15 protein-coding genes and 1 riboswitch are annotated in these 15,305 nt (G+C 45.7%); of the genes, 12 read left to right on the top strand and 3 right to left on the bottom strand.

What is annotated here, in order from left to right:
- Positions 1-16: 16 nt before the first annotated feature.
- A riboswitch (cobalamin riboswitch) is annotated at positions 17-201 on the top strand.
- A 26-nt stretch (positions 202-227) separates the two neighbouring features.
- The 8 genes from BLW16_RS06345 to cobC all read left to right on the top strand — a co-directional run bounded on the left by BLW16_RS06345 (position 228) and on the right by cobC (position 8,232).
- Positions 228-1,397, top strand: a complete 1,170-nt coding sequence (locus BLW16_RS06345) for an ABC transporter substrate-binding protein (RefSeq protein WP_090555743.1) — start codon at positions 228-230, stop codon at positions 1,395-1,397.
- A gap of 43 nt (positions 1,398-1,440) precedes the next feature.
- Complete coding sequence (locus tag BLW16_RS06340) at positions 1,441-2,469, top strand: iron ABC transporter permease (RefSeq protein WP_217631520.1); 1,029 nt, start codon at positions 1,441-1,443, stop codon at positions 2,467-2,469.
- Positions 2,469-3,488: an ABC transporter ATP-binding protein gene (locus BLW16_RS06335; protein WP_090555742.1), complete on the top strand. Its 1,020-nt coding sequence runs from the start codon at positions 2,469-2,471 to the stop codon at positions 3,486-3,488. Before BLW16_RS06340 ends, BLW16_RS06335 begins: the two co-directional genes overlap by 1 nt.
- 69 nt (positions 3,489-3,557) lie before the next feature.
- Positions 3,558-5,750, top strand: coding sequence for a TonB-dependent receptor (locus BLW16_RS06330; RefSeq protein WP_090555741.1), 2,193 nt, complete (start codon positions 3,558-3,560; stop codon positions 5,748-5,750).
- A 59-nt stretch (positions 5,751-5,809) separates the two neighbouring features.
- Positions 5,810-6,403, top strand: coding sequence for a cob(I)yrinic acid a,c-diamide adenosyltransferase (locus BLW16_RS06325; RefSeq protein ID WP_090555740.1), 594 nt, complete (start codon positions 5,810-5,812; stop codon positions 6,401-6,403).
- Positions 6,404-6,407: 4 nt separating this feature from the next.
- The gene (locus BLW16_RS06320) at positions 6,408-6,932 is read left to right on the top strand and encodes a bifunctional adenosylcobinamide kinase/adenosylcobinamide-phosphate guanylyltransferase (protein WP_090555739.1); all 525 of its coding nucleotides are present in this window, start codon (positions 6,408-6,410) and stop codon (positions 6,930-6,932) included.
- The gene (cobS, locus tag BLW16_RS06315) at positions 6,929-7,717 is read left to right on the top strand and encodes an adenosylcobinamide-GDP ribazoletransferase (RefSeq protein WP_217631519.1); all 789 of its coding nucleotides are present in this window, start codon (positions 6,929-6,931) and stop codon (positions 7,715-7,717) included. Before BLW16_RS06320 ends, cobS begins: the two co-directional genes overlap by 4 nt.
- Positions 7,702-8,232, top strand: coding sequence for an alpha-ribazole phosphatase (gene cobC / locus BLW16_RS06310; RefSeq protein WP_090555738.1), 531 nt, complete (start codon positions 7,702-7,704; stop codon positions 8,230-8,232). Before cobS ends, cobC begins: the two co-directional genes overlap by 16 nt.
- Here the strand turns inward: cobC and BLW16_RS06305 are convergent.
- Positions 8,207-9,028 (bottom strand): MOSC domain-containing protein, encoded by an 822-nt coding sequence (locus BLW16_RS06305; RefSeq protein WP_090555737.1) that lies wholly within the window; start codon positions 9,026-9,028, stop codon positions 8,207-8,209. The two genes, cobC and BLW16_RS06305, sit on opposite strands and share 26 nt — an antisense overlap.
- A 487-nt stretch (positions 9,029-9,515) precedes the next feature.
- On the opposite strand from BLW16_RS06305, the gene BLW16_RS06300 reads away from it, so the two are divergent.
- A complete protein-coding gene (locus BLW16_RS06300) occupies positions 9,516-10,325 on the top strand; it encodes a hypothetical protein (protein WP_090555736.1) in 810 nt (269 codons plus the stop codon).
- Here the strand turns inward: BLW16_RS06300 and BLW16_RS06295 are convergent.
- A complete protein-coding gene (locus BLW16_RS06295; RefSeq protein WP_090555735.1) occupies positions 10,312-11,532 on the bottom strand; it encodes a dicarboxylate/amino acid:cation symporter in 1,221 nt (406 codons plus the stop codon). The two genes, BLW16_RS06300 and BLW16_RS06295, sit on opposite strands and share 14 nt — an antisense overlap.
- A gap of 136 nt (positions 11,533-11,668) precedes the next feature.
- On the opposite strand from BLW16_RS06295, the gene BLW16_RS06290 reads away from it, so the two are divergent.
- The 3 genes from BLW16_RS06290 to BLW16_RS06280 all read left to right on the top strand — a co-directional run bounded on the left by BLW16_RS06290 (position 11,669) and on the right by BLW16_RS06280 (position 14,385).
- Complete coding sequence (locus tag BLW16_RS06290; RefSeq protein ID WP_090555734.1) at positions 11,669-12,577, top strand: SMP-30/gluconolactonase/LRE family protein; 909 nt, start codon at positions 11,669-11,671, stop codon at positions 12,575-12,577.
- A 90-nt stretch (positions 12,578-12,667) separates the two neighbouring features.
- Positions 12,668-14,086 (top strand): glycoside hydrolase family 125 protein, encoded by a 1,419-nt coding sequence (locus BLW16_RS06285; protein ID WP_090555733.1) that lies wholly within the window; start codon positions 12,668-12,670, stop codon positions 14,084-14,086.
- 89 nt (positions 14,087-14,175) lie between these two features.
- The gene (locus BLW16_RS06280) at positions 14,176-14,385 is read left to right on the top strand and encodes a hypothetical protein (RefSeq protein ID WP_090555732.1); all 210 of its coding nucleotides are present in this window, start codon (positions 14,176-14,178) and stop codon (positions 14,383-14,385) included.
- Positions 14,386-14,464: 79 nt separating this feature from the next.
- Here the strand turns inward: BLW16_RS06280 and BLW16_RS06275 are convergent, their stop codons facing one another.
- Positions 14,465-15,202 (bottom strand): DUF4397 domain-containing protein, encoded by a 738-nt coding sequence (locus tag BLW16_RS06275; RefSeq protein WP_090555731.1) that lies wholly within the window; start codon positions 15,200-15,202, stop codon positions 14,465-14,467.
- Positions 15,203-15,305 lie beyond the last annotated feature (103 nt).

Raw genomic sequence — 15,305 nt, 5'->3', positions numbered from 1 at the left:
AGTTGAAATTTTTCTCTTAGGTTTGCAGCATTAGGTAGTATTTCTAAGGAAATGCTTTAATAGGGAATGCTGGTGTAAATCCAGAACAGTCTCCGCTGCTGTAAACCTCGCTAAAAAAACTGTTAAGATGCCACTTTCTGAAAAGGGGGGAAGGCGACAGTTTGAGGAAGTCAGAAGACCTGCCTTATACATGTTTACTTACGCTTTCGGAAGAAAGGCCAACAGTTATGATCAAAAAGATAAAAAATCCTACACGTGCAGGGACATTTTCCTGTTTGCTTGTTTTCCTGTTGCTGGGCAGTTCATGCCGGCAGGCACCGGCTGTCAAGAAGCATACTGCTGCAAAAACAGGGGCTGCTGAAATCAGGTATGCCAAAGGCTTCGGTATTGACTATTACGATGGCTATAAACTGCTGAATATTTATTCAGGCTTCGGGCCTGATGCCGATACGGCGCAGTATGTATTGCTGCCAAAAGGTTTGAAAGCCCCTGAGGGATACGCCAAAGCACAGCTGATAGAAATTCCTGTAAAGAAGCTGGTTGCCATGTCGTCTACCCATGTAGCGCAGGCAGATTTTGCGGGGGTTGCTGATGTCATTACAGGTCTGGGCAGCTTCAAATACATCACCTCGCCCCTGGTGAGAAAAAACATCGCTGCCGGTAAAGTAAAAGATGTAGGTGTAGACGGAACAATGAACGACGAAATGCTGATCAGCATGAAACCAGGGCTGGTGATCGTTATGGGCAACCCGGATGCGAAATTCTCAAAGTATGCAACGCTGACCGATGCCGGAATCCCTGTCATGCTCAATGCCGAATGGCTGGAGACAACTCCGCTGGGCCGCGCAGAATGGGTGAAGGTAATGGCCGCACTAACCAACAGGGAAAAACTGGTAAACACTAAATTTGATGCGATAGCAAAAGAATACCAGCGCCTGGCTAAGATCGGTAGGAGTGCTCTTGCCAAACCTTCTGTCATTACGGGCATGCCCTTTAAAGGGGTTTGGAATGTGCCGGATGGGGACAGTTATATGGCGCAGTTCTTTAAAGACGCAGGGACTACCTACCGATGGATGAACGTTACAGGAAAAGGGAGCCTTGCACTGAACTTTGAAACGGTAGCACCAGAAGCGTTAAAAGCCGATTTCTGGCTGAATGCAGGCTATGTGGATTCCAAAAAGGACATCCGCGCGATAGATGCCCGTTATGCAGATTTTAAACCCTTTAAAAACGGGAACATCTTCAATAATAACAAAAGGGTAAATGACCTGGGCTCAAATGACTACTGGGAATCCGGTGCGGTAAGTCCGCAGCTGATCCTGGCCGACCTGATCAAAATTCTTCACCCGGAATTGCTGCCGGGCCACCAGCTGGTATATTACAAGCAACTGAACTGATCATTGAAATAAGTATTGACTGATCTCTCCTAATTTTAGTCCATTGAATAAAATAAAAATTCTGGTATTGCTTTCCCTGCTGGTGATGGCTTTCCTGCTCGATGTAGCATTGGGTTCTGTACATATCCCTGTAAAGGAAGTCGTCAGGATTCTCTTTAGACCTGATGCCGCTAATGAAAGTTGGATCTATATCATAGAGAAGATCAGGCTGCCTAAAGCAATGACCGCAATCATCGTCGGTTGCGGCCTGTCGGTCAGCGGCCTGCAGATGCAGACGCTTTTCCGCAATCCACTTGCTGGTCCTTCAGTTTTAGGAATTACCGCAGGAGCAAGCCTTGGCGTAGCCCTGGTTATGCTTTCTGCAGGGAGTATCACCAGCCTGTATACCATCAGGGAACTGGGGATCTCCGGCAGCTGGCTGGTGATCGCTGCTTCTTCAATTGGGGCAGCCCTTATCATGGTAGTCATTGTTTCGATATCGTCCTCTCTAAAGGATAACGTTATTGTACTGATTGTTGGAGTGATGATTGGCAATATCACCCTCTCGGTCATCAGCATCTGGCAATACTTCAGTTCTCCTGAGCTGATCAAGGACTACCTGATGTGGACTTTCGGTTCGCTCGGAGGGGTCACCGGAAATCAGCTGCTGATCCTGGCAATCGTCGTTTCTACCGGGCTCCTGATCTCATTCTTTTCCTCCAAGTTACTGGATGCTTTATTGCTGGGGGATAACTATGCACGCAGCATGGGTTTAACGGTACAGCATGCGCGTTTACTGATCGTGTTGAGCACCAGTGTGCTTGCCGGTGGGATCACTGCTTTTTGCGGGCCTATAGGTTTTATAGGGATCGCTGTTCCCCATCTTTCGCGGGCGCTGTTCCATACCTCGAGCCACCGGATTCTTATTCCGGCTTGCTGCCTGGTGGGTACAGTGCTGATGCTGATATGTGATATTGTAGCACAGTTGCCTGGCAGCCAAACGGTACTGCCAATTAATGTGATCACGGCACTGGTAGGTTCTCCGGTGGTGATCTGGATCATTGCCGGGCCAAATAAACTGAGGGGATTTTGATGGAAAAGCAACAGGCTATATTACATACGACAGCGCTGACGATAGGTTATCATCCTGGTACAAGCCATTTAAAGGTGATTGCCGGGCCATTAAACTTATCCCTGTATGCAGGTCAGCTGATCTGTTTGCTGGGGCCTAACGGCTGCGGCAAGTCAACCCTGCTCAGAACTGTTTCAGGTTTGCAGAAGGCAGTTTCGGGAAACATTCAGCTGGAAGGAAAGGATTTGAAGGGGTTAAAGCCTGCTGATATTGCAAGGCAGATCAGCCTGGTGCTGACCGACAATGTCCGCTCCGGAAATCTGGACGTGTATTCGCTGATCTCTCTGGGACGTTATCCGTATTCCGGCTGGCTGGGTATTTTAAATCAGACCGATAAAACTGCTATAGATTATGCCATCGATGCGACCGGTACTGCGGCCTTTCTGAACCGGAAAATGGACAGCCTCAGTGATGGCGAATGTCAGAAAGTAATGCTGGCACGTGCAATAGCTCAGGACACACCACTGATCATCCTCGATGAGCCTACAGCACACCTGGATTTGCCCAGCAGGATTCAGCTAATGCGTTTATTGCATCAGCTGGCAAAAGAAACCGGTAAGGCAATTCTTATTTCTACCCACGAGCTTGACCTGGCACTACAGGTGGCAGACCAGATCTGGCTGATGGACAGCGGTGGTCATCTGGCGGCCGGATTGCCTGAAGAACTGATTTTAGACGGATCTTTTCAGCAGGCCTTTGATAAAGACGGACTCTCATTTGATGCGGCTACAGGCACATTTCATATTCACCATCCCCGGAAAGAGGAGCTGAGCGTAACAGGAGAAGGTACTGCTGCTTTCTGGACCAGGAAGGCGCTGATCAGGAAAGGATATGCGGTTACTCCGGCAGCAGTCCGGAGAATTACGGTATCAGAAGAAGGGGGACTGATGTTTTGGTTGTTGGATACAGGCGGCGATAAATTATCATTTAATACCCTGAGCTCACTTTTGCATGCCCTCGACCAACCCGGGATCACTTAGTGTTTCCCTTAGCTTCGCCTCTCTGCAGTTGAGCACCAGTGGCTTTAGATTTATACAAACAACAATCAAATGAATAAAAATCTACAACTCTCATCTTTTAAAAACATACTCATCGGCGCCGTATTGATCAGTAGTTCCGCATTGGCGCAGGAAAAGAAGAAACCTGATACGCTACAGACCAACGCCCTGGACGAAGTGGTGGTGACTTCCTTACGGACGGAGACGAAAAGGCGTGATGTGCCGCAAAGCATGACGGTAATTTCCAAAGCCGCAATAGCGCTGACACCATCAGGAGAAGTAACCGACCTGCTAAAAAAGAATTCCTCCCTGAATATTATCCAGTACCCGGGGCTGTCGGCCGGTATTGGTATAAGGGGTTTCAGGCCGCAGATCAGTGGTTTAAATCAGCGTTCTTTATTGCTGGTAGACGGTCGCCCTGCCGGTACGGTGAGCATCGCAACCATTAATCCCGCTGATATAGAACGGATAGAAGTACTGAAAGGCCCGGCCTCAGCCTTATACGGCTCATCGGCAATGGGCGGCGTGGTAAATATCATCACCAAAAGGTCTTCCGGTGATGTACACGGTAATGTTTTTGCAGAATATGGCTCATATGAGACCTCGAAACTGGGGGCAGATGCCGGTGGAAATATCACGAAGAAACTGGATTTCAATTTATCCTTTCTCACTTATGACAGGAACAGCAACATGAAACTGGGTAAAGGAAATCTTTTCAGGGATCTCCTGAATGCTGATCAGGCAACTTATAATTATACCACAGGGCCGGTTAAGGTTGACGACGACCGTTCTGATGGTTTAAGACGGGAATATACACGGTTGAATTACAATACGGGAAGTTTAAGATTAGGGTACCAGATCAGTAACCGCTGGAGACTGGATGTTAGGGGAGAGCGTTTTGTGGCTAAAAATATAGAAGCACCCAGCGATATTTTTTATGGCAATGCACAGCCAAGTACCAAAGACATCAAACGCCATAATGAAGAGGCCACACTTTCGGGCAATTTCCCAAATCATAAGCTGTCACTAAAGGGATATACTTCAGAGGAGAACAACGTAAATTATACGCTGACCTCAGGCGGTGTAAAGATTGCCCCCTACACTTCATTTAAAAGTTCTGCCAGCTGGAAAGGCATTCAGGCCAAAGATGCCTGGACGATAGGCCGGCAGTCACTGATTTTTGGACTGGATTACAGCAGTGCGGCTACAAGTTCACAGTCTTTCCTGCCGACAGGAGTTGAAAAGGCGCCTTTCTCCCCGAATTACAGCCTGAATTCTGCTGCTGCCTATGTGCAGGGACAATTAAATTTTCTGGATAACAAATTGGTGGTCAACCCGGGAATACGCCTGGACCTGATCACTTATGATGTAAAACAAACCCCGTTGTTAACCACCTATGCCGGCGGAAAACAAACCAATCCTTTTGTGAGCCCGAGTTTGGCGGCACAATACACGGCCATGAAGTTACTTACTGTACATGCCAGTACCGGGCGGGCTTTCGTAACGCCGGATGCTTACAATGTAGCAGGCTATTCTGAAATTCTTTCAGGAGGCAAGGCCACAGTTACACAGGGAAATCCTAATCTGAAAAATGAAAACAGTATTTCCTGGGACGCAGGTTTGAGGTTCTCCAAAGCCGAACTGGGTTTGAGTGCAGATTTTACCTACTACAGCACTTCGGTAAAAGACAGGATCACTACGCAAAGAACTATTCCTCCTGCCAGCCAGCTTACTCCGGACGGTCTTCAGATCAACAGCATTACCACCTATGTAAATGCAAATAAGGCAAATATCAATGGTTTTGAGGCAGAATTTGCGCTGGACTTTGGTACGCTTGCCGTTAAAGATTATTCACTGAAACTGTTTGCCAATACAACAAGATCAGCTAAAGCGAAAGAGATCACTATTGCAGCTGATGGAACAGAAACGGCGAAGGACATTTATAATGTGGCCGATTTTACTGCCAGCTACGGCCTTGAATACAACAATTTAAAAGGAATTGACCTTCGTTTAAGCGGACGTTATGTGGGTAAACGTAAGGACACGGATTTTAACGATCCGCTGTCTCCTGAAGTTGTTTATCCGGAATTTATGACCGTAGATTTTGGCGCAAGTTATACCTATCAAAAGAAACATACATTGAGTTTCCTGATAAACAATATTACCGATGAAAACTATTATGAAAAACGTGGGTACAACCTTGCAGGAAGGAATTTTTCGCTGCGCTACACGCTGAATTTCTAAATAAAACCTTAGCTTCATCACTGGAATCAAAACGGTTATGAAGCTTTTAAATCAAGAAAATGAAGATATATACAAAAAAAGGAGATAGAGGAACCACCGGGCTTTTTGGCGGAAAACGTGTAAGCAAAGACGACGTGCGGGTGGAATGTATCGGTACGCTGGACGAGGTGAACTCGACCATAGGTTTCCTGAGGGTAAAACTGGGCGATACACATGAATGGCAGGCTAACCTCCATAAGATCCAGAAGGATATGATGGATATGATGTCTCATCTGGCCCGTCCTTCAGATACGAAAAAAATCAATACCAACCCGATGCCGGTGGATGGCCCTGTTTTTTGCGAGACCTGGATCGATGAGCTGGAAGGGGCAATGACGCATCCCTCAGATTACTTTATCCTTCCCGGAGGGAATGAAATATCCGCATTATGCCATATGATCAGAACACAAATGCGCAGGGGAGAAAGAAGGTTGGTGAGCCTCAGTGCCACAGATGAAGTGGATGAAACTATTCCGGCATACATTAACCGCCTGTCTGACCTGTTCTTTACGCTGGCACGTGCGGAAATGGACAAAGCAGGTGTAGCCGAAGAGAAATGGCAGTTATTCCTGTATAAGAGATTTAAAAATACCGATCCTGCACCTCAACCTTAACCCTATGCTGATCTATGTAAGCGGCGGTGTAAGAAGCGGTAAAAGTGCTTATGCACAACAGCGTGCGCTGGCACTCAGCACTGCGCCGGTATATATTGCAACAGCCAGAATCTGGGATGAAGATTTCCGGGAACGGGTCAAGCGTCACCAGGATGACCGTGGCCCGGAATGGACTACTTTCGAAGCTTACCGTGACCTTCATCTGCTGCCCTTAACAGGACGTACCGTAGTGATCGATTGTGTAACCCTGTGGCTTACAAATTTTTTTATGGATCATGAGAACGATATCGAACGGTCTTTAGCTGAGTTTAAAAAAGAAATCGACCAGCTGTCATCCATACAGGCTACCTTTATTATTATTTCCAATGAACTGGGCATGGGGATGCATGCAGAGACGGCTATAGGGCGTCAGTTTGCAGACCTGCAGGGCTGGGCAAATCAGTATGTAGCCGCAAAGGCCGCGGAGGCCGTATTTATCGTCTCCGGATTGCCCTTATATTTGAAGAAACAGTTAGAGCAGCGCTTATGATCAACAGGGAACTGAAACTTTTTTTTACGGCCTTATCTTTTTATACCAGGCTGCCTGCACCCGCTTTTGTACATAAGGGCAGCACAGCGCTGCTGCCTGATTCCATCAGGTACCTGCCGTTAATTGGCTGGATAACAGGAGGTGTTGCGGCAGTTGTTTATCTGCTTTTTAACTTCCTTTTTGGAAATGCACTGGCAGTATTGTTTTCTATGGTCGCAACGGTATTGCTTACCGGAGCTTTTCATGAAGACGGCTTTGCCGATGTATGTGACGGCTTTGGCGGGGGCTGGACGAAAGAGAAGATCCTGGAGGTTATGAAAGACAGCCGCCTGGGCACTTATGGCGTTACAGGACTGGTGCTGTTACTGGGGATAAAATTCATTGCAACGATACAGGTGACCACTGATGTTAACGCGTTGGTCATTCTCGGTATTTTTATTATTGCACATTCTTTAAGCCGTTTTGCAGCGATCATGGTTGTTTTTAGTCAAAGTTATGCCCGCAGTGCAGAGAGTAAGATTGGCAGCGCGGTGGACAAAGGCCGGGCCGTTAACCTGATCATTGCTGCCGGTTTAACACTTTTACCTTTGGCTGGCCTGATCTTTTATACAGGTGTTTCGTCCATTGCTTTTATTCTTATTCCGGTGGTGCTGCTGAGTTATTACCTGGGCTATTATTTCAAAAAATGGATTGGCGGTTATACGGGCGACTGTCTTGGTGCCGTACAGCAGCTTACAGAAGTAGTGATCTATTTGTCGTTATTCCTGATATGGAAATTTATCTGATCAGGCATACTACACCCCTGGTTACAAAGGGAATGATCTACGGGCGAAGGGATGTACCACTTGCTGACAGCTTTTTGGAGGAGAAGGAGGAGATGCTCAAACAGCTGCCTCCGGCCATTGAAGCCGTATATTCGAGTCCTTCTTCCAGGTGTACACAACTTGCAGCGGCTATTTCAACTGTTTATACCACTGATGCAGCACTGCAGGAGCTGAACTTTGGCGATTGGGAAGGGCAGACATGGGATACAGTGGACCGTGTAGCCTCTGACGCCTGGATGAATGATTTTGTCCGTCTTTCACCTCCCAACGGAGAAACCATGCTGGAAATGGAGCAGCGCATCTTTCAATTTTGGAAGGGGCTTTTACAGCAGCCCTTTGGAACGGTGGCTGTGGTCACACATGGTGGAGTAATACGGATTATCCTTGCGCATTACCGCGCTGTACTGCTGAAGGACGCTTTTTCTATCCCGGTAAGAATGGCCGGAGTTTTCAGGCTGTCGGTTTCCAGTCTGTAACCCGGAGCTGATCACCTACGCTGATCAGGCCCTTGCCTTTATGAATCAGGTTTTGGCCGAAAAGCACTTTTTTTCCTACCGTGCGGTAACCTGCCAGTGTTTTCAAAGGCTCCTGACCTTTGGCGCCTGTTTGCTGGTCTATGGTGGTCAGCACACACCTGGCACAAGGTTTAACCGCTGAAAACAGAGTGTCACCCAGGTAGAAACTCGTAAATTTATCTTCGATATGCGGTTCTCCGCCCGTAAACACCAGATTGGGACGAAAGCGGTCCATGCGTACCGGATCTGTCAGTTTTCCGTTGAGGCCGTCTAAAGATGCCTGGCTGATGATCAGGCAGGGATAGCCGTCAGCAAAACTGACGATCTCATTGTCTTCCGCGTATCTTGGATCTACCAATCTTCGTTCATCTGCCGGCATTTGCACTAAGCGCACATCCATTTGCATGAAGTCGGTAAACCATTCGTTGACGAGTGTACTCACTTCCAGTCCTGTGGACTGATCATCCCAGATGTTCACCGGAATGCTGATCCCTGTGGTTTCATCCAGCGAAAAGGAGATATGAACTGCCGGATCTTTTTTATGGGTAACAGTTAACCGGCCGTCATTGATGCTTACCTGCAGCATCGCCAGTTCAAAATGTTTCCTCTGGGTAACAAAGGTGCCTCCGGCATCAATGAGCATCCATCTTCTGTCATATTTCAACCCTCTGTCTGTTAATTGAGCCTGCTGCAGGCTCATCCCACCGAGTGATTTGATAGGATAAATATGAAGTTCGGATAAGTACAGCTCGTTCATGTTTTAAAGATAAAAAAATTATCTCAGCTCTGCTTTTTTTACTGCTGTGGTTCAGGCCAGCGGACAACCGGATCTGAATGATGTACAAGGTTCGTTTTTTCTGTGTTTAAATAGATGTTTAAGCAATATTTAATCCATATCCGGAACGACTTTGGAGCGGGTTCCCAACGGGTTTGGAACGGGTCTTCATCGTTCAGAACCCGTTGGGAACCCGTTAAAAACTCAATATAAACCCGCTGGAAATTCCTGTTAAATTCTTTTTAAAGACCACTAATTATCAGGCATTACAATCAGCATTCATATTCTTTGGTCGTCAAACTTTAACCATGAAATCAGCACAAATACAGCCGGTCATTTTGGGTAAATTATAAGTAGGTCATTTTGAAGTGTTTATTTAAAGATACTTTAGGTCGTTATATCTCTCCGGAATTTGTTAAATTTGACTCTCAGAGGAAGGGTACACCGGACGGGAAGCAAATTTAATTACATGGGACTATTCGATATTTTCAGGAAGACTGAAACAGCAAAACCAACTGAACCAAAAAAGCAAGCTGAAGAAATCACTTCTGCTGCACCGGCTCAGCAAAATAGCCAGCAGATTCATAAGGGAGACCTGGAAAAAACGCAGTCCATTGCAACACTTCTGACAGTACCGAGAGAAGAGAGAACAGAAAGTTGGGTGAACCAGTTTTTAGCGGACCTGCCTTTGGCCGCTTTCCGCTGCGGAACACCACAGCTGATCGCCGGGCCTGACGGCTTCCCTTATTTTCAGTTGTTTGTTCCTGAACCGGGAGAGGAGTTTCAGTCTTACGTGATCCACGAAATGATCGGTGGTTTCCTGGTGGAAAGGGGATATGGTGTCGTCATCAATCCTGGTGCCGGTCAGCCCGACTGGGTACTGACCTACGGCGATATCTTAAATTACCATTTGAATGGCAGTTTCTTTACGCTCGAAAGCCTGTTCAGCAATAGCAGCAATACCGAAGAAACAGTCGCACAGGGTGAAGAGGTGATGGTGGGCCAGCCCTCGGAAATTATACTTCCGGTGCAGACAAGAAAGTTATTAAAGGATTTTTTTGAGTTGAATGGCATTCAGGATCCTAAAGTGATGCTGATGATGCGCAAGAACGGAGAAGAGATGAGCCAGGACCTTGCCTTTAATATCACGCCCGAATCCTTTGAGTCGGAAGAACACTACCGCAATATGATGCAAACGGTAACCTGGTATCTTCCAAGGCACTATTCTGTCGTTGGCCTGCATGATCACCATGTTGAAAATGGCTTTATGCCTTTGTAGACAACCAGTTCTTTCCTTCCGTAAAGCGGGTAACCAGCATAGCTGCAACGGTATCTCCCGTAGAATTGAGCAAGGTTGCCATTGGATCTACCAGGGTGCCAATGATCATGGCTGGCGGAAGCGCTTCTGGCGGAAATCCATAAGCCGATATAAACAGCAATTCTCCTACATAACCGCCATTGGGAATGCCCCCTTCAACAATACTCACCAGCACGGTCATCGCCAATGCAAGGGCAATGGTTTCCATACTATCGAAACCTTTTCCGAAAAGGGCAAATACAACCGCCATTTTGATAATCGAAGAAATACTTGAGCCGTCCTTATGAAGGGTTGCACCCAGCGGGATCGTCACGTTTGAAATATATTGAGGAATACCCATCTTTTCGGCGGCATCTAAATTGGCAGGAATATTGGCTATACTGCTGCAGGTACCTACAGCAGTTGCTGAAGGGATAATATTGTTCTTCCAGTATTTTTTGATGCCTTTTACCCCGCCGGCCACAAAAGCATAAAACGTGAAAAGGAAAATGAAATAAAAGGCACCTGTTCCATAATAGATTCCTAAGGAACGGGCATAGGTGCCAAAAAGCTGGGGACCAAAGACACCAACCTGGTAGGCAAAATATGCACCCAGACCGATAGGCGCCAGCTTCATGATGATGACAAATACGTTTTTAAATACTTCGTTACCTGAATGCAGGAATCTGGAAAAGGCGGCACCTGACTCTCCTGAACGCAGCGTGGCAAAACCTGTCAGCACAGAAAAAATGATCATGGCCAGCATGCTTTTACGCGACATGAGCTCAAAGAACTCACTGGTGGTCAGAAGTTGCGTGAGCTGATCCCCAAAAGGTTTTTTTACAATGGTCTCCGTTAAAGTTGCCGCAGCCATATGCTCATGAATGGGGAATATTTTAACGGCGAGGATGGTCAATGAGGCGGAAATCAGCACTGTTGCCAGGAACACAAGGGTCATTACGCCCATCATTTTACTGAGCTTACTGGTTTCTTTTAATCCGCCTAAAGCTGATGCAATGGAGAAAAATACAAGTGGAATGACCGCGGTAAACAATAAGTTGAGGAAGATGTCACCTATAGGCTTCAGGATGCTGACACGCTGACCAAATATCAGCCCCGCAATGCTGCCCGCAAGAATGCCCGCAAGCAACCAGATAATCCCTTTATAATTATTGTAAAAGCTATTCATAAAGCTAATATAATCTTAAAAACTATAATTTAATATTTAGGAGAGGAGTTATACCGTATAAAATATTTTATGTATTGCTATTTATTCTGGTTTGATTTTTGGGGTTATATTATAGTTTTGTTCTATAAATTTAACTATGAAATATTTATACCCCCAGCGTACGTCGTCACTGCCTTTTCTTATGACGCTGTTATTGAGCATTACCACCTTTCAAAGCAGCGCCCAATTGTTCAGCCAGGATAGCCTGAAGCTGATTTCCCGCCAGTTTTCTTTTACTGAAGGGCCTGCAGTAAACTCCGGGGGTGACGTGTATTTTACGGATCAGCCCAATAATCAGATCTGGAAATATGATATTAATGGTAAACTCTCTTTGTTTAAAGACAAAGCCGGACGCGCCAACGGACTTTACTTTGACCGTAAGGGGAAATTGCTCGCTTGTGCCGATGAAAACAATGAAATGTGGTCTGTTGACAGAAACGGAAAAGTGGAGGTACTGCTGGAAAATGTGGACGGAAAGAAACTGAACGGGCCGAACGACCTCTGGCTGGACGGCAGGGGAGGGATTTACTTTACAGATCCATATTACCAGCGCGACTACTGGACAAGGCAAAAGCCGGAAATAGAAGGTCAGAAAGTTTATTATCTGCCCGCAGGTAAACAGGCAAAGGCCAGGATAGTGGCGGAAGATCTCTCAAAGCCCAACGGTATTGTGGGGACACCTGATGGTAAATATTTGTATGTTGCCGATATCCAGCGGAATAAAACTTACCGTTACACCATCTTAAAAAATGGTGATCTCGCTGAGCAGAAGCTGATCATTGAACAGGGCTCTGATGGCATGACGATGGATAACAAAGGCAACTTTTACCTGACAGGCAAAGGTGTTTTTATCTATAGCCCCGCAGGCGTACTCATCGGTCATATAGAGGTAAAAGAACCATGGACGGCAAATGTATGTTTTGGTGGTAAAAATCGTACCGATCTGTTTATCACGGCCTCTACTGCTATTTATACCATCCCCATGCAAGTAGCGGGAGTAGAATGATTTGATGCAGCAGGTTAAGTTTGAAAATTTATATCATATTTGAAAGACCTTTTAATGCTCCTTGCATTAGAATCATTTTATATATAATTCATGGAAAGAAGATCTTTTGTACAGAAGGCAGGACTTTTAACTGCCGCTTTATTCTCAGGGAAAATGTTATCATTCGCCGCGGAACCTGATTTTCCCCTGGTAAGAAGAGTACCGGCCTTACGCCGTTTTAACAGTAAGGTGGTAGAAAATGTGATCAATGAGTTTACTTCAAAAGTGAAAAACAAAGAATTTGCCTGGTTATTTAATAATTGTTTTCCCAATACACTGGATACTTCAGTCACCTTTACTGATTTTGAAGGAAGGCCAGACACCTTTATCAGCAGCGGGGATGCGGATGCCATGTGGCTGCGCGACAGCTCGGCCCAGGTATGGTCATACCTTCCTTTTTTAAGAAAAGATAAAGTATTAAAAGATCTTGTTGCCGGGGTGATCAACCGCCAGGCAAAATATATTCTGAAAGACCCCTATGCAAGTTCGTTCTTTAATGACCCGACGAAAACTTCGGAATTTAAAGAAGACCTGACCAATATGCTTCCCGGTGTTCATGAGCGTAAGTGGGAAATCGATTCCCTTTGTTATCCGATCCGATTGGCGTACCGGTACTGGCAGCAGACAAAGGATACCAGTCATTTCGATGCCAACTGGCAGGAAGCCATGAAAACGGTGCTTAAGACCTTTAAAGAACAGCAGCGTAAAGATAATGATGGTCCATATCATTTTCAAAGGGCTACCGCCTGGGCTACAGATAGTCTGGCTCTGCAGGGCTTTGGGTATCCGGTAAAGCCGGTAGGGCTGATCTGTTCTGCTTTCAGGCCTGGTGAGGATGCAACCATATTTTCATTTTTAATACCTTCGAATTTTTTCGCTGTGGTCAGCTTACGGCAGGCCGCTGAGCTCTTCAGGGTAATTAAGGCTGATGCAAAAGTAGCGGATGAGATGGATGCACTGGCCATGGAAGTAAGGCAGGCATTGCAGAAATATGCAATCATTGAGCATGAAACCCATGGTAAAATATTTGCCTATGAAATCAATGGACTGGGGAGTTACAGCCTGATGGACGATGCAAGTATCCCCGGCCTTCTGGCGCTTCCATATCTGGGGGCGGTATCCATGGGCGACCCTGTGTACCTGAATACCAGGAAAATGGTACTCTCCGCTGATAATCCATTTTTTTACAAGGGTAAGATGGCAGAAGGGATAGGTGGCCCGCATATTGGGAAAAATATGGTGTGGCCAATGAGCATTATAGCCAGGGGATTGACCAGTACTGACGAAGACGAGATCAAACAGTGTTTGACTATGTTGCAGAAAAGCCATGGTGATACCGGATTTATGCATGAATCTTTCCATGTTGACAATCCTAAACAATATACCAGGGCTTCGTTTCCATGGGTAAATTCCCTGTTTGCGGAATTTCTATGGAAAACGTACCAGGAACACCCTAACCTGCTGACCTGAAAGCAGGAATATTTCAGTGATTGTCACAGGAATGAAATTATGAATATGGCTTAACATTAAATTAACATTAGGATCATCATATTTGCAGCATGTTCTTAGAAATACTCGCTGCAACCTTCTATTTATTTACCCTTATAGCTGCATTTAAAATGGAAACGCCTCTTAAGGGCTTATTATTTGTGCTGGCTGTGATCGCGGTCAGCGGTATACTTTATCTTTTTATTCTTTTCCCCGGCATCTCCGGCATTGTGGTTTCTGTTATGCTCGGCGCATTTATCTTAAAGCAGGGCAGCAGATAAAAAAAGAACCACCTGAAAGCACAATTCAGATGGTTCGGGTGATAGGAAATAAAGGGTATTAACAGTTATACCGGGTTGATTAGAAATTTTGAACCAGCCTGGTAATCTTAATGCCTATTCGTTGAAGGGTGTCAGTAGGAGCGGCCGCAACGAGGCCTTTCGCCCATACAGTGTAGATTTGCTGATTTTTCAACTCAACATTGGGCAGTGTAGCTACAATTGCATTCGTCGCCGTGTTCCTTAAATTCAGATTAATGCCTGTTTTTGCAGTTACACTTTTAAATGCAGTAAAATCCTTGTATGCCTTATTGGTAAATGCAGTCGTATCTCCTTCATATTCCAGGCTGTAAATCGGGGAATCAGGAGAAAGGTTAACGAAGCGGATCAGCGCTTTACCCTGCTGCGGGTTATTGAAATTATCTGTGAGATTCAGGAACGACAGGGTATCTGCTGAATTGATGATAAAAATAGTATGGAAGCGGTCTGTTTCCAGTTTCAGTTTTTCAGTATGGAGGCTAGTTGTAGATCCCGAAGCAGTTACTACTCCTGTTCTTGTTCCTGATACTGCAAGAAAATAGCCGGTGTTACTTCCGGTTGGTAAGGTGCCCCTGGTAGTTACTTTCTGGTTATCAAGATAAAAATCCAGCGGTGTTTTGGTTGGGGAAGCATTGGTCACAGAAAAGGCGGCCTGATTCGGAACAGCTACATTGTCATCATGATTCGAGCATGAGCTGAAAAAAATAGCTGCAGGTAACATTGCTATAAGAATGGAAGATCTTCCCGTTTTTTTTGAAAAGAGGGTAGGATTTAATTTCATGTTTAAACTGTTTAATTTTATAATATGTTTTTGAGGTTAAAACGGGAGTTATTTGCATAACGCTACATCGTTTTTTATTATTTTTGATAAAACTTAGGTTGTA

The organism is Pedobacter hartonius (genome assembly GCF_900107535.1).
Classification (GTDB): domain Bacteria; phylum Bacteroidota; class Bacteroidia; order Sphingobacteriales; family Sphingobacteriaceae; genus Pedobacter; species Pedobacter hartonius.
The sequence above is the reverse complement of the archived record's forward strand: the minus strand, read 5'-3'. Positions and strand labels throughout refer to the sequence as shown.